Origin of the sequence: Arthrobacter sp. NicSoilB8, assembly GCF_019977355.1 — a bacterium.
Lineage (GTDB): Bacteria > Actinomycetota > Actinomycetes > Actinomycetales > Micrococcaceae > Arthrobacter.
Genome location: NZ_AP024655.1, coordinates 1,516,470 through 1,536,856, shown reverse-complemented (window position 1 = coordinate 1,536,856; position 20,387 = coordinate 1,516,470). Strand labels below are relative to the sequence as shown.

General features: G+C 67.4%; 18 protein-coding genes. 5 read left to right on the top strand and 13 right to left on the bottom strand.

Going from position 1 to position 20,387, the window contains the following annotated elements:
• On the bottom strand, positions 1-1,077 hold the full coding sequence (locus tag LDO15_RS06840) for a tripartite tricarboxylate transporter substrate-binding protein (protein WP_223985308.1): 1,077 nt from the start codon (positions 1,075-1,077) through the stop codon (positions 1-3).
• Between the two features lie 173 nt (positions 1,078-1,250).
• Here LDO15_RS06840 and LDO15_RS06835 point away from each other — a divergent pair, with 173 nt between their 5' ends.
• Positions 1,251-2,831, top strand: coding sequence for a sensor histidine kinase (locus tag LDO15_RS06835; RefSeq protein WP_223985307.1), 1,581 nt, complete (start codon positions 1,251-1,253; stop codon positions 2,829-2,831).
• Positions 2,828-3,574, top strand: coding sequence for a response regulator (locus LDO15_RS06830; protein WP_223985305.1), 747 nt, complete (start codon positions 2,828-2,830; stop codon positions 3,572-3,574). Before LDO15_RS06835 ends, LDO15_RS06830 begins: the two co-directional genes overlap by 4 nt.
• A gap of 205 nt (positions 3,575-3,779) precedes the next feature.
• On the opposite strand, the gene LDO15_RS06825 is transcribed toward LDO15_RS06830, so the two are convergent.
• The 7 genes from LDO15_RS06825 to LDO15_RS06795 form a co-directional block, all read right to left on the bottom strand.
• Positions 3,780-4,622 carry a CoA ester lyase gene (locus tag LDO15_RS06825; RefSeq protein WP_223985303.1) on the bottom strand — a complete coding sequence of 281 codons (843 nt, stop codon included), beginning with the start codon at positions 4,620-4,622 and terminating at the stop codon, positions 3,780-3,782.
• Entirely contained in the window at positions 4,619-5,176 is a 558-nt protein-coding gene (locus LDO15_RS06820) for a MaoC family dehydratase (protein WP_223985301.1), read from the bottom strand. The genes LDO15_RS06825 and LDO15_RS06820 overlap by 4 nt, the downstream gene beginning before the upstream one ends.
• Positions 5,173-5,934, bottom strand: coding sequence for a CoA transferase subunit B (locus LDO15_RS06815; protein ID WP_276572944.1), 762 nt, complete (start codon positions 5,932-5,934; stop codon positions 5,173-5,175). Before LDO15_RS06815 ends, LDO15_RS06820 begins: the two co-directional genes overlap by 4 nt.
• 2 nt (positions 5,935-5,936) lie before the next feature.
• A complete protein-coding gene (locus tag LDO15_RS06810) occupies positions 5,937-6,734 on the bottom strand; it encodes a CoA transferase subunit A (RefSeq protein ID WP_223985300.1) in 798 nt (265 codons plus the stop codon).
• 19 nt (positions 6,735-6,753) lie between these two features.
• Complete coding sequence (locus tag LDO15_RS06805) at positions 6,754-7,917, bottom strand: acyl-CoA dehydrogenase family protein (RefSeq protein ID WP_223985298.1); 1,164 nt, start codon at positions 7,915-7,917, stop codon at positions 6,754-6,756.
• Positions 7,918-8,055: 138 nt separating this feature from the next.
• Positions 8,056-10,299: a biotin carboxylase N-terminal domain-containing protein gene (locus LDO15_RS06800; RefSeq protein WP_223985297.1), complete on the bottom strand. Its 2,244-nt coding sequence runs from the start codon at positions 10,297-10,299 to the stop codon at positions 8,056-8,058.
• A 7-nt stretch (positions 10,300-10,306) separates the two neighbouring features.
• Positions 10,307-11,914 carry a carboxyl transferase domain-containing protein gene (locus LDO15_RS06795; protein WP_223985295.1) on the bottom strand — a complete coding sequence of 536 codons (1,608 nt, stop codon included), beginning with the start codon at positions 11,912-11,914 and terminating at the stop codon, positions 10,307-10,309.
• A 150-nt stretch (positions 11,915-12,064) separates the two neighbouring features.
• Here LDO15_RS06795 and LDO15_RS06790 point away from each other — a divergent pair, with 150 nt between their 5' ends.
• The gene (locus LDO15_RS06790; RefSeq protein ID WP_223985292.1) at positions 12,065-12,718 is read left to right on the top strand and encodes a TetR/AcrR family transcriptional regulator; all 654 of its coding nucleotides are present in this window, start codon (positions 12,065-12,067) and stop codon (positions 12,716-12,718) included.
• A 158-nt stretch (positions 12,719-12,876) separates the two neighbouring features.
• Here the strand turns inward: LDO15_RS06790 and LDO15_RS06785 are convergent, their stop codons facing one another.
• The 3 genes from LDO15_RS06785 to pdhA are packed head-to-tail and all read right to left on the bottom strand — an operon-like array spanning position 12,877 to position 16,507.
• Complete coding sequence (locus LDO15_RS06785; RefSeq protein ID WP_223985291.1) at positions 12,877-14,322, bottom strand: dihydrolipoamide acetyltransferase family protein; 1,446 nt, start codon at positions 14,320-14,322, stop codon at positions 12,877-12,879.
• Positions 14,319-15,329 carry an alpha-ketoacid dehydrogenase subunit beta gene (locus tag LDO15_RS06780; protein ID WP_223985290.1) on the bottom strand — a complete coding sequence of 337 codons (1,011 nt, stop codon included), beginning with the start codon at positions 15,327-15,329 and terminating at the stop codon, positions 14,319-14,321. Before LDO15_RS06780 ends, LDO15_RS06785 begins: the two co-directional genes overlap by 4 nt.
• Positions 15,329-16,507 (bottom strand): pyruvate dehydrogenase (acetyl-transferring) E1 component subunit alpha, encoded by a 1,179-nt coding sequence (pdhA, locus tag LDO15_RS06775; protein WP_223985289.1) that lies wholly within the window; start codon positions 16,505-16,507, stop codon positions 15,329-15,331. Before pdhA ends, LDO15_RS06780 begins: the two co-directional genes overlap by 1 nt.
• A 195-nt stretch (positions 16,508-16,702) precedes the next feature.
• Between pdhA and LDO15_RS06770 the strand changes: the two genes are divergently transcribed.
• Positions 16,703-17,176, top strand: a complete 474-nt coding sequence (locus LDO15_RS06770) for an Lrp/AsnC family transcriptional regulator (RefSeq protein WP_223985288.1) — start codon at positions 16,703-16,705, stop codon at positions 17,174-17,176.
• Between the two features lie 228 nt (positions 17,177-17,404).
• Positions 17,405-18,172, top strand: coding sequence for a hypothetical protein (locus LDO15_RS06765; RefSeq protein WP_223985286.1), 768 nt, complete (start codon positions 17,405-17,407; stop codon positions 18,170-18,172).
• Between the two features lie 131 nt (positions 18,173-18,303).
• On the opposite strand, the gene LDO15_RS06760 is transcribed toward LDO15_RS06765, so the two are convergent.
• Entirely contained in the window at positions 18,304-19,935 is a 1,632-nt protein-coding gene (locus tag LDO15_RS06760; protein WP_223985283.1) for a cation acetate symporter, read from the bottom strand.
• The gene (locus tag LDO15_RS06755) at positions 19,932-20,312 is read right to left on the bottom strand and encodes a DUF485 domain-containing protein (protein WP_223985281.1); all 381 of its coding nucleotides are present in this window, start codon (positions 20,310-20,312) and stop codon (positions 19,932-19,934) included. The genes LDO15_RS06760 and LDO15_RS06755 overlap by 4 nt, the downstream gene beginning before the upstream one ends.
• Between the last annotated feature and the right edge of the window lie 75 nt (positions 20,313-20,387).

Here is a 20,387-nt window from a genome sequence, read left to right as displayed (position 1 = left end):
TTACTTGACCAGGCCGATCTCGGTCAGCGTGGTTTTGACCTTGGTGATGTCCTCGGTCAGGAAGGTCTTGAAACCGTCACCGGCGAGGAAGGCGTCGTCCCAGTTGTTCTTGGCAAGGGTGGACTTCCAGGCTTCGGTCCCGTGCAGCTTGGTCACGACCTCGGTCAGTTTCGCCTTCTGGGCGTCATCGATGGAGCCGGGGGCGACCACGCCGCGCCAGTTTGTGAGTACGACGTCGATCCCCTGGTCCTTGAGCGGTTTGATGCCGGGAAGCGCCGGAGCCTCGGTCTTGCCGGAGACGGCGAGCGCCCGGACCTTGCCGGCCTTGACCTGTTCGGCATACTCGCCGACGCCGGAGATGCCGGCCTGGACCTTGTTGCCGAGCAGGGCGGCGATGGATTCGCCGCCGCCGGAATAGCCGATGTAGTTCAGTTTGTCCGCCTCCACCCCCTGGGACTTCAGGATTTGGCCGGCCAGGATGTGGTCCGCGCCGCCGGCCGAGCCGCCGGTGATGGCCACCCCCTTGCCGTTGGCCTTGATGTCCTCCACCAGGTCTTTCACGGACTGGTACTTCGACGACGCCGGCACCACCAGGACCAGCGGCTCCTCGGTCAGGCGCGCAATCGGCGTCGTGTCCTCAAGACGGGTCTTGGCCCCATTAGTTTCCACGGCGCCGACCATGACGTAGCCCATCACCATGAGCGTGTTGGCGTCCTTCTCGGTGGCGAGTTTGGCCAGGCCGTTGGTTCCGCCGCCGCCGCCGATGTTGGTGACCTGGGCGGAGGAGACGAGCTTGTTGGCCTGCAGGTCCTGCTGCATGGCGCGCCCTGTCTGGTCCCAGCCGCCACCCGGGTTGGCCGGAACAATGATGCTCAGCTTCTTGATCGGGTCAGCGCCAGCGGACGAGCCTGCAGCCGCGCCCGTTCCGCTTCCCGCGCAGGCGGACAGGGCCAGGACGGCTCCGGCGGCTCCGGCAATCAGGGCGGCGCGGCGGGTGTAAGTGGACCGGTTGTAAGTGGACCGGTTGTAAGTGGACCGGGTGAAGGTGGGCCGCGTGAAAAAGTTCTGCGAAGACATGGTTTCTCCTTGAGCGAATGTGATGCACATCATTGGAATCACGTCACCGACCCTAGGAGCGCGCCGCGAAAGGCAACAGCATTTGGACGTAGAGGTAATAGTGGTCATATTGGTCACGGTCCGGACCGGGTCTTTGGTCCGCGGCGGCGCTGCCCGGATGGGAAGCTTGTGACATGGTTCACAGAATTCCCCTCCGGTTCCAGCTGGTCGCACTGCAGCTGGGCATCGTGCTGGCCGTCCTCACGGTGGTGGGGGCCGTGACGATCCGGATGCAGGAACAACAGCTACGGGACGCCTACAAGGGACGGCTGATCGGTGTGGCCGAAAGTGTTGCCCGGCTCCCCTCGGTCATCAACGCGTTCCGTAGCCCGTCCCCGTCCCAGACCATCCAGCCGATCGCCGAAGTCATCCGGCAGGCATCCAATGTCACCTATGTGGTGGTGACGGACCGGGCCGGGGTCCGGCAGTCACACCCCAATCCCGCGGAAATCGGACGGCCCGTCTCCACCGATCCCTCCGTGCCGCTGTCCGGCGAGATCTACGTGGGCACCCAGACGGGCACGCTCGGCGAGTCCTGGCGGGTCAAGGTACCCATTTTCGACGCGGCCGGCACGGTGATCGGTTCCGCATCCGTGGGCGTGCTGGAGAGCACACTGGCCGCCGACCTCGATGAGGATATGCCCCAACTGTTCGGCTGGCTCCTGGGCGCCGCACTGCTGAGTTCCCTCGGCGCGATGTACGTCTCAAAACTGGTCTGGCGGCGGATCTACAAGCTTGAGCCCGAGGACATCGCGGCACTGCTGGAAACGCGCGACGCCATGCTGCATGGCCTCGGCGAAGGCCTCGTTGCCGTTGACGGCGACGGCAAGGTCGCGCTGGTCAACGACGAGGCCCGCCGGCTGCTCGGACTGGCAGGGGACATTACCGGCACCGCCGCCGCGGCAAGCCTGGAACCGGCGGTCCAGCGCTTACTCTCGGCCGGTTCGGCCACGGAGGAACTCGTGCTCTCTGGCGAACGGATCCTGCTGGGCAAAGTCAATGCGGCCACCGTCGACGGGCGGGAAGTCGGCAAGGTGCTGATCCTGCGCGACCGCACCGAGCTCCACACCGTCCTGCGCGACCGCGACGGCGCCGTGGACGTGATGCAGGCGCTCCGCGCCCAGGCGCACGAATTCGCCAACAAACTACACGTCATTTCCGGCCTGCTGGAGCTCGGAAAACAGGACAAGGCCATCGAATACCTGGGCCGCAGCCACAACGACGCCATCTTCGCGAACCGTCCGCTGGCGCCCGGAATCACCGATCACGGGGTCCAGGCCCTGCTGATCGCCAAGTCCACAGTCTGCGCAGAGCGCGGCATCGAGATCATCGTCAGCCCCGATTCGGTGTGCTCCGCCGATGACTCCGGTGATGTCATCACTGTCCTCGGCAACCTGATCGACAACGCCGTGGACGCCGCGGGCTACGACAGCACGGTTGCCATCCGGCTCGGCGAGAGCGCCGACGGTGAGCGGAGCATCATGGTGGAGGACGACGGGCCCGGCATTCCCGTGGCCGAACGCGCTAAGGTGTTCGAGCCCGGTGTGACCAGCAAGGAAGCCGAGGGCATCAACAGCCGCGGATTTGGGCTCGCCCTGATCCAGCGGGTTGCCCTGCGGCGCGGCGGCCGGGCAACCGTGTCCTCGTCGGCATTGGGCGGAGCCTGCTTCACGGTAGCGCTCGGGACAAAAGAGACGGAACTACAAAAGCAATGAGCGCCATACGCACCCTCATCATCGACGATGACGTAGCAGTGGCCGGGATCCATCACGGGTTCCTGCTGGCACGCGGCGGATTCGACGTCGTGGCCATGGCCCACACCGGGCAACAGGGCATCGATCTGGCCGCAGAGCTGGAGCCGGAGCTGGTGCTGCTGGACATTCATCTGCCGGACATGTCCGGCCTGGACGTCCTGCAGCGGTTGCGCGGGCGCCGGCGGCCAGTGGATGTCCTCGTGATTACCGCCTCCAGGGAGCTGGACACGGTGCGCGGCGCGATGGCCGGCGGCGTGCTGCATTACCTGGTCAAGCCATTCTCTTCGCAGGCATTGAACGAACGGCTGGACGAGTACGTCCTGCTGCGCAACGAACTGGCCTCGGGCGGGGCCGGGCCGCTGGACCAGGCAAGCATCGACCGTCTGGTGGCTCCCTCCCGCCGGCCCGCACGGGCGGACCCCCAGCAGGGACAGCCGGGACAATCGGGACAGCTGGAGCCGCAGGGTCAGCCTGCCGTGCGGCTGCCCAAGGGACTCTCCCGGCCAACTCTGGACGCGGTCATCGATGCGCTCAAGGCCAGTTCCGAGGACGTCTCCGCGGCCGGCCTCGCCCTGCAACTGGGCTTGTCCCGGGTTAGTGCCCGACGCTACCTCGAGTACCTCGTAATCCACGGCCACGCCCGTCTCACGCCCCGTTACGGCGCCGCGGGCCGGCCGGAGAACCGCTACCTCTGGCGGCGCTGAGCACGTCCGGTTTTCATGGGCTAGCAGCGCTCACTCCGGCTCGTCGGGCCGTGGCACCCGGACGGGATTGCGCAGCAAGAGCACCCATCTGACGCAAATGGCCGCTATGGAACGCACCAAAGCGGCCATTCGTGACGAATCGACGAGGTTCAGACTGAGTACCGCACCGAACCCGCCCGGAGGCGGCGACCCGGACAGGACAAGGTCAGGACCCGACGCGGCCAGCGCGGCGCAGGGTGGCCTCGGCGTGCTTGAGGATGGGTCCGTCGATCATCCTGCCGTTGAACTGGAACACTCCCGTGCCGGCGGAGGCGGCAGCGCCCAGCAGTTCGGCGGCCGCCGCGACGTCCGCCTCTGTCGGTGCGTAGGCCTCGCGGACCACGGCCACCTGGCCCGGGTGGATGCAGGCCTTGGAGGAGAATCCGGAGGCCACGGCGTCACGGGCCTCGAGCGCCAGGCCGTCCAGGTCCGGGATGTTGACGTAGACGGCGTCGATCGCGTCCTTGCCGAACGCGCCGGCGGCCAGGAGCACGCTGGAGCGGGCGTGCAGCGCGACCGCGCGGTAGTCGCCGTTTTCGGTGCGGCTGGAGGTTCCGCCGAGCGATGCCAGCAGGTCCTCCGCACCCCACATGAGGGCCACCACGTTGGGTTCGGCGGCGATGGCGGCGGCGTTGAGGACGCCGGCGGCCGTCTCGCAAAGGGCGATCACGCTATAGCCCTCCAGCCCCTTGAGCTGCGCGGCGCTCTCGGCCTTGGCCAGCATGATGTGCCGGTAGGGTGTGTGCTTGAGGCAGTGCAGGTCCTTCTCGAACTCGTCCGTGCCGGCCGGATTAACCCGGATGATGGTGCGGCTCGGATCCAGCTCCGGGACGTCGCCGGTGGCGCCGAGCTGGGCGAGGATGGCGCCCCGGGCCCGCTGTTTGTCTCCGGGGGCGACGGCGTCCTCGAGGTCCACGATCACGGTGTCGGCGCGTTCGGCGGCTTTCTGGTACCGCTCGGGGCGGTCGGCAGGGCAAAACAGCAGGGCGGGACCCATCAGGTAACTCATGTCTCTATTGTCCCCTTTTGCGCCGCTTCCAGCTCGGCAGCGGCGTGGGCCTCGCGTGTCCACATCAGGCAGCTGCGGGCGGCGAGGGCCACGACGTCGCCGTGCTGGTTGCGCCCGGTGTGCTGCATGGTCACAATGCCCTGGCCGGGGCGGGACGCTGACGGCCTTTTTCCGGTGACCACAGTCTCCGTGTACAGCGTGTCCCCGTGATAGAGCGGGCGCGGAAAGGACACATCCGTCAGGCCCAGCTGGGCGATGATGGTGCCCTGGGTCAGTTGGGGCACGGACTGGCCCACCACGGTGGCAAGCGTGAACATCGAATTCACCAGCCGCTGGCCGAACGGCTGCCCGGCACTCCAGGCCGCGTCAAGGTGCAGGGCCTGGGTGTTCATGGTCATGGTCGTGAACAGGACGTTGTCCGTCTCCGTCACAGTCCGGCCGGGCCGGTGGGCATAGACCACGCCCTCCTCCAGCTCATCGAAGTAGAGGCCGCGCTGTTCAATCACCCGCGGACTGCCGGCAGCGGTGCCCGGCGACGTTTCTGCGTCACTCATACGGTCAGTTCCTGGTCTTCCTCGAAGAGTTCGGCTCCGGTGGCCGCGACGACGTCTTCCACGGACACGTTCGGCGCGAGTTCGCGCAGCACCAGCCGTGATTGCCCGCCGTCGGTGACGACGTCGATCACGGCGAGGTCGGTGATGATCCGGTCCACGCAGCCCTTGCCGGTCAGCGGCAGGGTGCAAGTGTCCACGATCTTGGGCCTGCCGTTGCGGTCCACGTGGTCCATCATCACGATCACCTTTTTGGCGCCGAAGACGAGGTCCATGGCGCCGCCCATGCCCTTGACCATTTTGCCGGGAATCATCCAGTTGGCGAGGTCGCCGTTGGCGGCAACCTCCATGGCGCCGAGCACGGCCACATCGACGTGGCCGCCCCGGATCATGCCGAAGGAGGCGGCGGAATCGAAGAACGCCGCGCCCTTGTTGACCGTAACGGTTTCCTTGCCGGCGTTGATCAGGTCAGGATCCACCTCACCCTCGTCCGGGTAGGGCCCGACGCCGAGGATGCCGTTCTCCGAATGCAGCACCACTTCGACGCCGGCCGGAATGTAGTTGGGGATCAGCGTCGGCATGCCGATGCCCAGGTTGACGTACTGGCCGTTGTGCAGCTCCTGCGCCACCCTGGCGGCCAGTTCGTTGCGGGTCCACCCCTTGGTCTCAACCCCGGCGGGATGTTCGACGGCGGAGCGCCGGTATTCGTGCCTGACGGCTTCGGGACGGGGCGGGGCCTCTTGAGCTTTGTTCGTTTCCACGGCTATGCTCCTGCCTGCTCTGCTGCCCGTTTTGCTGCACCGGCCGCGGCGGATACTGAAACCGTCCGCTTCTCAATCCGTTTCTCGCCCTGCGGCGCCAGCACCACGCGCTGGACGAAGATCCCCGGAACGTGGACGTGCTCCGGGTCAAGCTCGCCGGGCTCCACAAGTTCCTCGACCTCGGCAATGGTGATCTTCCCGGCCATGGCGCACAGCGGGTTGAAATTCATGGCCGTGGCGTGGAAGACGAGGTTGCCGTGGCGGTCGCCTTTCCAGGCATGGACGAGGCCGAAGTCGGGGGTCAGCGATTCCTCCAGCACATAGTCCGCGCCGCGAAAGCTGCGGACTTCCTTCGGGGCGGAGGCGATCGCGACGTTGCCCGCGGCGTCGTACTTCTGCGGCAGCCCGCCGTCGGACACCTGGGTTCCGACGCCGGCCGGCGTGTAGAAGGCGGGAATGCCCGCACCGCCGGCGCGCAGTTTCTCGGCCAGCGTGCCCTGCGGGGTAAGGACCACCTCCAGCTCGCCCGCAAGGTACTGCCGGGCGAACTCCTTGTTCTCCCCCACGTAGGAGCTGATGGTGCGCCGGATCCGGCCGTCCTTGAGCAGGATCCCGAGACCCCAGTCGTCGACACCGCAGTTGTTGCTGACGGTTTCCAGATCCGTGGCACCGCCCTCATGCAAGGCCTCGATCAGGGCTACGGGGATGCCGCACAGCCCGAACCCGCCGACGGCGAGTGAGGCGCCGTCGTGGATGTCCGCGACAGCCTCGGCTGCGCTGGCAACAACTTTGTTGATCATCAGTGATCCTTCCGGCCGGCTACAGTCCGAGTTCGCGGGCGATCAGCATCAGCTGGACCTCCGTGGTGCCTTCGCCGACTTCAAGGATCTTGGAGTCGCGGTAGTGGCGTGCCACGGTGAATTCGTTGATGAAGCCATAGCCGCCGAACACCTGGGTGGCGTCCCGCGCGTTATCCATGGCTGCCTCGCCTGCGACCATCTTAGCGATGGCCGCCTGCGTCTTGAACGGCTTGCCGGCAAGCATTCTGGCGGCCGCGTCGTAGTAGGCCAGGCGGGCGGTGTGGGCGCGTGCTTCCATCCGGGCGATCTTGAACGCGATGGCCTGGTACTTGCCGATGTTCTGCCCGAACGCGCTGCGTTCCTTGGCGTATTTCACCGACTGGTCCACGCAGCCCTGGGCCGCGCCGACGGCCAGGGCCGCGATCGCGATCCGGCCCTCGTCCAGGATGGAGAGGAAGTTCGCGTAGCCGCGGCCCCGGGTGCCCAGCAGGTTTTCCTCCGGGACGTGGACGTTGTTCAGGGTCAGCGGGTGGGTGTCCGAGGCGTTCCAGCCGACCTTGTTGTAGGCCTTCTCGGCCGTGAAGCCCGGGGTGTCGGTGGGGACCAGGATGGTGGAGATTTCCTTCTTGATGCTGCCGTCCGGACGCTCCTCCTGGCCGGTGACCGCGGTGACGGTGACGAGCCGGGTGATGTCGGTGCCGGAGTTGGTGATGAACTCCTTGTTGCCGTTGATCACCCACTCTCCCCCACCCAGTTTGGCCGTGGTCTTGGTGCCGCCGGCGTCCGAGCCGGCTTCCGGCTCGGTCAGGCCGAAGCCGGCGAGGGCCTTGCCGGAGGCCAGCAGCGGCAGCCACTCCTGCTTCTGGGCGGCGTTGCCGAAGCGGTGGATCGGCATGGCGCCCAGGGACACCCCGGCCTCCAGGGTGATCGCGACCGACTGGTCCACCCGGCCGAGCTGTTCCAGGGCCAGGGCCAGGGCGAAGTAGTCCCCGCCCATGCCGCCGAACTCCTCCGGGAACGGCAGGCCGAACAGGCCCATGTCCGCCATCTGGGAAACGACGTCGTAGGGGAAGCTGTGCTCTTCGTCGTGCTTGGCGGACACCGGGGCCACCACTTCGTCGGCGAAGGCGCGGACGGTGTCGCTGAGGTCCTGGTAGTCCTCGCTGAGATCAAAACTAGCCATTGGTGACTCCTGTGTCTGGTCTATGGGTCTGTGGGTCTGGTGGTCTGTGGGGCTGGTGAAAAGGGGTGCCCGCCGGGCTGTGGCCGTCCGGCCTGGGTCAGTTCGCGGTGGTCAGTTAGCGGGGGTCAGTGTCGGGGGTCATTCGGCGGCGCCCATCGCGATGACGGCTTCCTCAATCGCGTCCTCGGCGTTGGAGAGCTCGGCCGGGTGAACGGGGTGGATCGTGGCGAGCACCTGGTCGGCCTTGACGAGGTCCCCGGTCCCGACGCTGATGTGCACGGTGCCGTCGAGGGGCGCCACGAGCTGGTGTTCCATCTTCATCGCCTCCACCGCGAGCAGTACCTGGCCGGCCTCCACGGTGTCGCCGTTGCTGACGGACACGGACACCACGGTCCCGGGCATCGGCGAACGCACCGCCGGGTCCGCGGCGCCTTCCTCGCGTTCGATCGCGGCCAGCACCCGTGCCAGCCGTGCCTCGCGGCTGAGCACCTCAAGGCGGCAGGACCAGCCCTCGTTGCCGAGGAAGAGCTGCAGCGGGGCGTCCGAAGCCGGCGCACCCGGCGTCGGGTTGTCCCGGCCCGGGGCGGCGGTTCCTGTGTATACCGGCGCGATTGAGTAGGCCGTAGCGTCGCCGTCGAGGGTCAGCTCCACATGATCGCGTCGGGGGAACTGCAGTGATGCCGTCCGTTGCGGCCCGCCGTCGACGCTCACCGTCGCCCTGCCCTGCCCTGCCGTGCCGGACACCTCGACCGTCGCGACGCCGCCGTCCGGGCCACCCAGGCTGATCCGCCGCGGGGCCGGCGCACCAAGGCGCCAGCCGTCGCGGCGCTGCCAGGGACCCGCTGCGGGCACGGTCTGGTACTGCTGCTCCGTCTGCGCCATCGCGTAGAGGGCGGCGGCAACGAGTTCGGCCTCGCCCACGCCCCGGAAGGAGAAGTCGGGCATTTTGCGTTCGATCAGGCCGGTGTCGAGCCGGCCGGCGCGGACGTCGGCGTCGTTGATCAGCAGGCGCAGGTATTCGACGTTCGTGGCGATGCCCAGCGCGGTATACCCGGCCAGCGCCTCGTCGAGGGTGTCCAGGGCCGCGGTGCGGTCCTTCCCCCAGGCGATGACCTTGGAGACCATCGGGTCATAGCTCGAGGAGATCTCCAGGCCCTCGACCAGGGCCGAGTCCACCCGGACACGGCCTGCTGAACCGGCAGGCAGTTCATCCAGGACCAGCACCCGTCCGGTGGAGGGCAGGAAGTTCCGTTCCGGGATCTCGGCGTAGACGCGGGCCTCCACCGAGTGCCCGGTCAGCACGACCTGGTCCTGGGTCACGGTGAGTTCCTCGCCGGCGGCGATCCGGACCTGCCATTCGACCAGGTCGATGCCGGTGACCATCTCGGTCACGGGGTGCTCGACCTGCAGGCGGGTGTTCATCTCCATGAAGAAGAACTCATCCGGGGCAGCATCCGAGACCAGGAACTCCACCGTCCCGGCGCCGGAGTAGTTGACGCTGCGCGCGGCCTGGCAGGCGGCCTCGCCGATCCGGGCCCGGATTCCCGCGCCGTCGGGCAGGGATTCCAGCAGCGGGGACGGGGCTTCCTCGATGACCTTCTGGTGCCGGCGCTGCAAAGAGCACTCGCGCTCCCCCAAATGGATGACGTTGCCGTGGTTGTCCGCGAGGACCTGGACCTCGATGTGCCGCGGCGTGGTGACGAGGCGTTCCAGGAACAGGGTGTCATCGCCGAACGCACTCGCCGCGACCCGGCGGGCGGTCGCCAGGGTCGCCTCGAGGTCCTCGGGGCGTTCGACGATGTGCATGCCCTTCCCGCCGCCGCCGGCAGAGGGCTTGATCAGCAGCGGGAACCCGACGCCCGCCGCGGCTTCGATGAGCTGTGCGTCACTCATGCCCGGCTCGGCGATGCCCGGGACCACCGGGACGCCGTAGCCGGTGACATGGTTCTTCGAGCGGATCTTGTCTCCCATGACATTCAGGGACTCGACGCCCGGGCCGATGAACGTAATCCCGGCCGCTTCCAGGGCACGGGCGAAGTCGACGTTCTCGCTCAGGAACCCGTAGCCCGGGTGCACGGCCCCGGCCCCGGTGTCCCGGCAGGCCTGGATAATGGCCTCGATCTTCAGGTAGCTCTCGGCCGCGGCGGCCGGGCCGATCCGCACCGCGACGTCCGCCTCGGCCACGTGCCGCGCACCGGCGTCGGCATCGGAATACACCGCGACCGAGCGGATCCCCAGCGCCCGCAGTGTCCGGATCACGCGGCAGGCGATCTCGCCCCGGTTCGCGACCAGGACCGTGCCGAACAGGGCCGCCCCGGCGGCCGGGGCGGCGGCGGGTGAAGAAGCAGTCGGTGAAGTGGTGGGTGAAGAGGTGGTGGTCATTGCTGGCTCACATCCGGAACAGGCCGAAGGAGGTCTCCGGCAGCGGGGTGCGGGAAACGACGTCGAGCGCCAGTCCCAGGACGGTGCGGGTGTCCGCGGGGTCGATCACGCCGTCATCCCACAGGCGGGCGGTGGAGTAGTACGGGCTGCCCTGGTCCTCATACTGGGCCTTGATCGGGGCCTTGAACGCTTCCTCGTCCGCGGCGGACCATTCCTCGCCGCGGGCCTCGTACTGGTCCCGCTTCACCGTGGCCAGGACACTGGAGGCCTGGTTGCCGCCCATCACCGAGATCCGCGACGCCGGCCACATCCACAGGAACCGCGGCGAATACGCCCGGCCGCACATCGAGTAGTTCCCGGCCCCGAAGGACCCGCCGATCACGACCGTGAGCTTCGGGACCCGGGCGGTCGCGACCGCGGTGACCATCTTGGCGCCGTTCTTCGCGATGCCGCCCTGCTCGTAGTCCTTGCCGACCATGAACCCGGAGAGGTTCTGCAGGAACAGCAAAGGGATGCCGCGCTGGTCGCAGAGTTCGATGAAGTGCGCGCCCTTGAGCGAGGACTCGCTGAACAGCACCCCGTTGTTCGCCACGATCCCCACCGGGTGGCCGTGCAGCCTCGCGAACCCGGTGACCAGAGTGGTGCCGTAGTTCTTCTTGAACTCATGAAACCGGCTGCCGTCCACCAGCCGTGCAATGACCTCCCGGACGTCGTACTGGGCGTTGACGTCCGTGGGGACCGCGCCGTAGAGCTCCTCCGGATCCGCCACGGGTTCGACCACGGCGTCGACCTCCCAGACCGGCGCGGCCGGGCGCGGCAGCGTGGCCACGATGTCCCGCACGATCTGCAGGGCATGCTCATCGTTCTCGGCCAGGTGGTCCGTGACCCCGGAAATCTTCGAATGCACGTCACCGCCGCCGAGCTCCTCGGCCGTGACGATCTCGCCGATCGCGGCCTTCACGAGCGGCGGCCCGCCCAGGAAAATCGTGCCCTGGTTCCGCACGATCACGGTCTCATCACTCATCGCCGGGACATACGCGCCGCCGGCCGTGCAGGAACCCATCACGGAGGCGATCTGCGGGATCTTCGCCGCGGACATCCTGGCCTGGTTGAAGAAGATCCGGCCGAAGTGCTCCTTGTCCGGGAACACCTCGTCCTGCTTGGGCAGGAACGCACCCCCCGAATCCACCAGGTAAATACATGGCAGCCGGTTCTCCAGCGCGATCTCCTGCGCCCGGAGATGCTTCTTCACCGTCATCGGATAATACGTCCCGCCCTTGACCGTGGCGTCGTTGGAAATCACCAGGACCTGCCGGCCGTGCACCAGGCCGATCCCGGCGATGACGCCGGCACCGGGCGAGTCGCCGTCATACATGCCGTTGGCCGCGAGCGGGGCGATCTCCAGGAACGGGCTGCCGTCATCGAGCAGCCGGTCGATCCGCTCCCGAGGCAGCAGCTTGCCCCGGGCCACATGGCGTTCCCGCGACTTCACCGGCCCGCCCAGCGCGGCCTCGGCAAGCCGATCCCTCAACTCACCGGCCAGCCCCAACTGGGCCTCCCGGTTCGCGGCAAAGCCTGCGCTCGTGGCGTCCACCCGGCTGGCGATTGTCTCCATTGACTGTTTCCGTTCCCTGACCTGCGTGCCGGACCGGCGGTTCACGCTGCCCCGGCTATTTCGGTTAGTACCGCATAACTGAGATTTAGGTTAGTCTCTATTAACTGTGATGTCCAACACAGGGACCATCTGCAACGAGGGGATGCGCCGGTGACCGAGCCCAGCCAGACCACCCAGACACCGCCACCCCCCGCCCCTTCCACGCAGCGGAGCCAAGCCAAGGCAAACCGGCGGCAGGCCCTCTTGTCCGCCGCCGCGACGCTCTTCGCCCTGGAGGGATTCAACCGCGTCTCGCTGGAGGATCTGGGGGCGGCGGCCGGGGTCAGCGGACCCGCGGTCTACCGCCACTTCGCCGGCAAGCAGGCGGTCCTGGGCGCGCTCCTGCTCAGCGTCAGTAAGAACCTGCTCGACGGCGGCCGCCGGGTGGTTGCCGATTCCGACGGGGCCCTGGCGGCGCTGGGCGGCCTCGTGGCATTCCATGTGGACTTTGCCCTGAGCAATCCCGATGTCATCCGGGTCCAGGACCAGGACTTCAGCAACCTCGCCGGCGAGGACCAGGCCGAGGTCCGCACGCTGCAGCGCAATTACGTTGAACTCTGGGTGGACGTGCTGGCCGGGCTGCACGAGGGCACGGAGGCTTCCGAGCTGCGGATGCGTGCGCATGCCACCTTCGGGCTGATCAATTCCACCCCGCACTCGGTGCGCAGCCCGGGTCGACTTATGGGGGTCAGGCGGGCCAGGCCGCTGCTGCAAAGCATGGCACTCGCGGCGCTCCTGGCCCCGGCCGTTCCGCCGGAGTACTGACGGGCCGCCGCCGTCGACGGCTGTCCCCAGAGTGCCCCCGGACGGAAGCAACCCGGCACCAAGCGACCCGGCACACAGCAACCCGGCACACAAGGAAGCTGCCGGCCGCCCCAAGAAGGAGCAGCCGGCAGCGCGGGCGGAGCAGTGAACCATGGAGCTTAGACCATGGCGAGGACCATGCCCGGGTCGGCGAGCATGGTGCCGAGGTCCTGGAGGAACCGTGAGCCCTGTTCGCCGTCGACCAGGCGGTGGTCGAAGGAGAGGCTGAGCGTCATGACCTGGCGCAGCGCGACCTCGTCCTGGTATTCCCAGGGCATCTTCCGGACCGCGCCCAGGGCCAGGATGGCCGCCTCGCCCGGGTTCAGGATGGGCGTGCCGGCGTCGATGCCGAACACGCCGATGTTCGTGATGGAGATCGTGCCGCCGGAGAGGGCCTCGGGGCTGGTCTTCCCGGCCCGGGCCGTGTCGGTCAGGTCGGTCAGCGCGGTGGAGAGGTCCAGGAGGGACATCCGGTCCGCGTCTTTGATGTTCGGGACCGTCAGGCCCCGCGGGGTCGCGGCCGCGATGCCCAGGTTCACGTAGTTGAACTGGATGATCTCCTGGTTGGCCTCGTCCCACCGGGCGTTGAGCGTCGGGTGGTTGCGCAGCGCGATCAGCACGGCCTTGGACACCAGGGTCAGCGGCGTGAGCTTGTACCCGGCGAACGCGCGGCTCGCCTTCAGGCGCGCCAGCAGCTCCATGGTGGGGGTGACGTCGACGGTGAGGAACTCCGTGACGTGCGGCGCGGTGAAGGCGCTGGCCACCATGGCGGCGGCCGTGAACTTGCGCACGCCCCTGATCGGGGTGCGGGTCTCCCGCTCGCCGCTGGGTGCCCCGGCGGGCTGCGCCCCAACTGCCGGCGCCCCAACTGGCTGATCCTGGGTGCCGGCCAGTTCCTGGGCGGCAGCGGGCAGGTCCCCGCCGCCGACGAAGTTCCGGACATCGTCACGGGTGATGAGGCCGTGCTCCCCCGTGCCGGTGACGGCCTCGAGGTCGACGCCGAGATCCTTGGCCAGCTTGCGCACCGGCGGCGTGGACCGCGGACGCTCGGCCGCCGGAGCCCCGGCCGCCGCTGTTGCGGCCGGCCTGGTTTCAACGGGGCCGGGCACCTGCGTCTGGACCGGTGCAACCACCGGCGCAGCCGCAACCATCGGTGCTGCTGCCGGGGCCGCCGTCGGGGCGGCGAAGGTGCGGGCGCGGCGGGCGGGCCGGCCGGAGCCTTCCAGGACGGCGCCGTAGCCGACCAGGTTCGGCTCGCGCTTGGCGGGCGTATCCGCGCCGCCGCCTGCGGCGGTGCCGGGGGCGCCGCCGTCGTCCTGAATCTCGAAGGAGACGATCGGTTTGCCAACCTCGACCACGGTGCCGGGCTGTTCGTGCAGGGCCGCGACCACGCCGGCGAACGGCGAGGGCAGCTCGACGACGGCCTTGGCCGTCTCGACCTCGGCGATGATCTGGTTGAGCGTGACGGTGTCCCCCACCGCGACCTTCCAGGCCACGATTTCCGATTCGGTGAGTCCTTCACCGAGGTCCGGGAGCCTGAATTCCTTGATCATGGTGGCGCTCATCCTTCCAGCCCGCTGAGGGAGTTGGGGCGGCCCAGGGCACGGTCGACGCCGTCCAGGATCCGGTCCAGGCCCGGCAGGTGGTGCATTTCCAGCTTCGAATACGGGTACGGGACGTCGAAGCCGGTCACCCGGACCGGGGCGGCCTCGAGGTGGTAGAAGCAGCGTTCGGTGATGCTCGCGGCGACTTCGGCGCCGAGCCCGCCGGACTGGGCGGCCTCGTGGGTGATGACCAGCCGGCCGGTCTTGCGGACCGAGGCCTCCAAGGTGGCGAAGTCCAGCGGCGCCAGCGAGCGGAGGTCGATGACCTCGACCGAGACGCCTTCATCCGCCGCGGCCAGGGCGGCGTCGCGGGCGGTTTTGACCAGCGGGCCGTACGCCACGAGGGTCACGTCCTTGCCCTCGGTGACCACGCGGGCCTTCTCCATCGACAGCGCAGTGCCCAGGTCGACGGACTCGTCCACCTCGCCCTTGTCGTGGTACCGGCGCTTGGGTTCGAAATACAGCACAGGATCGTCGGAGGCGATGGCCTGCTGGATCATGGTGTAAGCGTCCTGCGGGTTGGAGACGCTGATGACGCGCAGGCCTGAGGTGTGGGTGAAGTAGGCCTCGGGCGATTCGGAGTGGTGCTCCGGGGAGCCGATGCCGCCGCCGAACGGGACGCGGATGGTGATGGGCATCTTGACCGCGCCCTGGGTGCGGTAGTGCATCTTGGCGACCTGGCTGACGATCTGGTCGAACGCCGGGTAGATGAACCCGTCGAACTGGATCTCCACCACCGGCCGGTAACCGCGGTAAGCCAGGCCCACGGCGGTGCCGATGATGCCCGACTCGGCCAGCGGCGTGTCCACCACGCGGTGCTTTCCGAAGTCCTTCTGCAGCCCGTCGGTGACGCGGAAGACGCCGCCGAGCGCCCCGATGTCCTCCCCCATCAGGATGACTTTGGGATCGTTTTCCAGGGACTTGCGCAGGCCGGAATTAATGGCCCGGGCAAAGGTCATCTGCGTCATCAGCGAGCACCTTCTTCAGAAGCGGCTTCCGCGGGATCGCCGAAGGAAGCCAGGTAACGGGAATACTGCTCCTGCTGGCGGTCCAGCCAGGAGTTGGGCGTGCTGTAGACGTGCTTGAAGATATCCAGCGGTGCCGGTTCGGGCATGTTGATGGTCCCGGCGCGCAGTTCCGCGGCCACGGCGTCGGCCTTCGCGGCGACGGCGGCCTCAAGGTCCGCGGTCAGCAGGCCCTTGCGGTCCAGCAGCGACTTCAGCCGGCTGATCGGATCCTTGGCCTTCCAGTCCTCGAGCTCGTTGGCATCCCGGTAGCGGGTGGGATCATCCGCCGTCGTGTGCGGGCCCATCCGGTAGGTCACGGCCTCGATGAAGGTCGGTCCGCCGCCGTGCCGCGCACGGTCCAGGGCGATGCGGGTGGCGGCCATCACGGCGAGGACATCGTTGCCGTCCACCCTCATGCTGGGGATGCCGAAGCCGGAAGCGCGGTCGGCGAGCTGGATGTGGGACTGCAGCCGGACGGGCTCCGAGATGGCCCAGTGGTTGTTCTGGCAGAAGAACACCACCGGCGCCTGGAAGCTCGCGGCGAACACCATCGCCTCGTTCACGTCGCCTTCGCTCGTGGCGCCGTCACCGAAATACGCGACCGCGACACAGTCGGCGCCGTCGTTCTGGATGCCCATGGCATAGCCGGTGGCGTGCAGGCTCTGCGAACCGATGATGATCTGCTGCGTGGCAACGTTGACCGTGAACGGGTCCCAGCCGGCGGACGCATTGCCGCGCCACGCGCGGACGAGGTCCTCCGGTTTCACTCCACGGCAGTAGGCCACGCCATTGTCGCGGTAGCTGGGGAAGACAAAGTCGTCCTCGCGCAGAGCGCGGGCCGAGCCGATCTGGGATGCCTCCTGGCCCAGGAGCGGCGGCCAGAGGGCGAGTTCGCCCTGCCGCTGGAGGGCAGTGGCCTCTGCATCGATCCGGCGGATGACCACCATGTCCTCATAGAGGGAGCCAAGCTGCTCGTCGCTAACGTCCTGGAGCCAGGAATCAAACTCCGGATGGCTGATGCGCTCACCCGCCGGAGTGATGAGCTGGACGAGATCGCCGCCCGTCCGCCTCGTTGAATTTTCACTGCTTCCGGGGCCCCCGGCGGAGATACCGCCCTTGCCCGCGTCGTCGGTAAACACAGTTGTCCGCACCTTCTGACGTCGTCTGACCGGAGCTCGCAGGACTCGTGATCCCGCGGCGCGCCAGCCGCCCGGGCGCCGTTGCCCCGGATAATTGTGACCCTACTCACAATGCTCATCGGGTACAACCACCCGTAAAAATGTTGAGCATTATGCACTGTTTGGCATGCCCAGACCGTGCTAATCTTGCGCATTATGCAACCTCTGGATGGCACCGACACCCGCCTGCTTTCGGCCATGGCCCGGGACCCCCGGCGGACGGTGGTTGCCCTCGCCCAGAAGCTTGGGCTGTCGCGCAATACGGTGCAGGCCAGGATGGCCCAACTGGAGAAGAAGCACGTGTTCCTGTCCTTCGAGCGACGCATCAATCCCGCGTCCCTGGGGTATCCGCTGATGGCTTTCATCTCCGTCCATGTCCAGCAGCAGAAGCTCGGCAGCCTCGCCGTGGAGCTCGCCGGCATTCCGGAAATCCTGGAGGGATACGGTCTGACGGGATCGGCCGATCTGCTCCTGCGGGTGGTGGCGCTCGACGCCGAGGACCTGTTCCGGATCAACGGCAAGATTCTGGCCTGCGACGGCGTCGACCGGACCGATACTGCCCTGGCGATGGGTGAGCTGATCCCGTTCCGGATCCAGCCGCTGCTGGAACGCGGATCCGCCGACAGCTGAGCGGCATCTTGGCCCGCTGATCTGTGCTTGTGGCTGGCACTCATCTGAGACCTGATCTGCGCGGTGATCTGAGCTCTGATCTGCGTAAATGATGTGCACTTCTGCCCTGTGCCGCAGCCGGCCGCGGCGCTAGGCTGTGTCCGTTGGTCCCCTTTGAGTTCTTGGGTCCGCGCACGCGGCCCTGCGCAACGGGCAGTGGCTGTCTGGACTGCCGGAAAGGCTGGAACAGTGAGCAGTCCCGAGGAACCGCGCCGTCCGGTACCGCCGCAGCCCGGGCACGAGCCTTTAGCGGGTCGACCGGTGCCCGGGCAGCCGCCCGTTCCGTACTATGCGGCCCCGTCCGGGCCGCCGGGCTACGCGGCCCCGCCTGCTCCGCCGGCCGACGGCGCACCGCCCACCTACCCGCCGCCCGGCTACGCGGCGGCGCCTGCTCCGCCGGCCGAAGGCGCACCAGCAAACTACCCGCCGCCGGGGACCGGCGCGTCGCACTACGGCCCGCCGCCCAGCACCGGTGCGCCGCACTACGGCCCGCCGTATTACGGGGGTCCGGGCCGGCCTCCCGCGAAAAAGAGCCACAAGGCCTTGTGGATTGTGCTGGGGATCATTGGCGGTGTCCTGCTGCTGGTGACGGTCGGCGGCGTCATCCTGATCAACGTGGTGGGCGGAGCCAGCAATCAGGCCCGGGGCATCGCGGACGAGTTCACCAGGCTGATCATCGCCGGCGACGTCGATAACGCCTATGAAAACTATCTGGACCCGGCCCTCAAGGAGAAGCTTTCACGCGAGGAGTTCGCCCTCGGCGTGCACGGCCTGGGGCTGGACAGCAGTTGCAGGCCAAACTATTCCAGCGTCAACGTCAGTTCCAGGAACGGCGCCAACGCGGCCGACATTGCGGGTTCCATCGACTGTGACACCAAGAGAGTGGAGCTGGTCTACCGCTTCGAGGGCCTCCACGAGCTGAAGATGGTCAATATCCGGCTGCGCCCGCAGCGCTGAGCCCGGAACGCCCTCCCGGCCGCCAGCCGTCCGTCCGTCCGTCCGTAACGCAGAGGAGCTCCCGTGCTGATGCACGGGAGCTCCTGCGTTAGATCCGGTCCGGTGCCCGGTCAGGCGCCGGCGCGCCGGACTTAGTGGTTGGTGGCCTTCTCGGCACCCACACCGGTCAGGGAACGGACCTCCATTTCGGCCTGCTTCGTGACATCTTCCTTCCGCTTGTCCAGCACGGTCCCGAGCCAGCCGAGGAAGAACGCGAGCGGAATGGAGACGATGCCCGGGTTGCTCAGCGGGAAGATCGCGAAGTTGGCGCCGGGGATCATCGACGTCTTGGCTCCCGATACCACCGGGGAGAGCGCAATCAGGATGATGGCTGCGGACAACCCGCCGTACATGCTCCACAAGGCTCCCCGGGTGGTGAACCGGCGCCAGAACAGCGAGTAGAGAATGGTCGGAAGATTGGCGGAGGCCGCCACGGCGAAGGCGAGCGCCACAAGGAACGCGACATTCTGTCCGTTGGCGAAGATGCCGCCGGCGATGGCCAGCAGGCCGATCACCACCACGGTGCGGCGCGCAACCTTGACCTCGGTAGCGGCGTCGGCCTTCCCCTTGGCGATGACGCTGGCGTAGATGTCATGGGCGAAGGATGCCGCCGCGGTAATGGTGAGCCCGGCGACGACGGCCAGGATGGTCGCGAAGGCCACCGCCGAGATGAAGCCCAGGAGCAACGGTCCGCCGAGGTGGAAGGCGAGCAACGGTGCGGCCGAGTTGACGCCTCCCGGGGCTGCCTTGATGGTGTCGGCACCCACCAGTGCAGCGGCGCCGTAGCCCAGGACCAGGGTGAACAGGTAGAAGATTCCGATGAGCCAGATGGACCAGACCACGGACTTGCGGGCTTCCTTTGCGGTCGGAACCGTGTAGAAGCGCATCAGCACATGCGGCAGGGCTGCGGTGCCGAGCACGAGGGCCAGGCCGAGGGACAGGAAGTCCAGCTTGGAGGTCTCGGTCTTGCCGTACTGCAGTCCTGGGTTGAGCAGGTTCGGGTTCTTCGAGGTTTCCACCGCACCGCCGAGCAGGTCGGAGAGGTTGAAGCCGTAGATCGCGAGGACCCAGAAGGTCATGACGGCGGCTCCGGCGATCAGGAGCATCGCTTTGATGATCTGCACCCAGGTAGTGCCCTTCATCCCGCCGATCAGGACGTACATGATCATGAGGGCGCCGACGACGATGATCACCAGGGCTTGTCCGCCCCAGTCACTGATGCCCAGGAGCAGCGAGATGAGGCTGCCGGCACCGGCCATCTGTGCCAGCAGGTAGAAGAAGCACACGGCCAGCGTCGAGATGGCCGCCGCGATGCGCACGGGGCGCTGCTTGAGCCGGAAGGAGAGGACGTCGGCCATGGTGAACTTGCCGGTGTTGCGGAGCAGTTCGGCGACCAGCAGCAGGGCGACGAGCCAGGCGACGAGGAAGCCGATCGAGTACATGAAGCCGTCGTAGCCGTTGATGGCGATGGCGCCGGTGATGCCCAGGAAGGACGCAGCGGAGAGGTAGTCGCCCGCGATCGCCGTGCCGTTCTGCGGCCCCGTGAAGGAACGCCCGGCCGCGTAGTAATCGGCCGCCGTCTTGTTGTTGCGGCTGGCCCGGATCACGATGACCATGGTGATCGCGACGAAGAGGGCGAAGATGCCCATGTTCAGCAGGGTGGTGTCTTTGAGCGCGGCGACATTGACCGCGGGAACATTGACCGCGGGGACCATGACTGTCATTTTGCTGTCCCCCCTACCGGGTTGCCGTGCTTGTCGAATTCGTGGCCTTCGATTTCCTGACGGATTTCGGCGGCAATGGGGTCCAGCTTGCGGTTCGAGTAGCTGACGTACCAGCCCGTGATCGCGAACGTGGAGACGAACTGCAGCAGGCCCAGGATCAGGCCGATATTGATGTTGCCCCAGACCTTGGTCGACATGAATCCCACCGCGTAATCGGCCAGCAGGACGTAGGCGAAGTACCAGAGCAGGAAGGCAATGGACAGCGGGAAGACAAAGCTGCGGTGACGTTTGCGCAGTTCCTTGAACTGCTCCGTCGACTGGACTTCCTTGAAGTCCACGGCCGCCGCTGCGTCCGTTTCTTGGGCGTCGTGACCCATCGGTTCCTCCTCATTGAGACTGGTGAGTCCACACCGGCTGCCGTGGTCTGCGCGGGACGACCCATCCTGCCAATG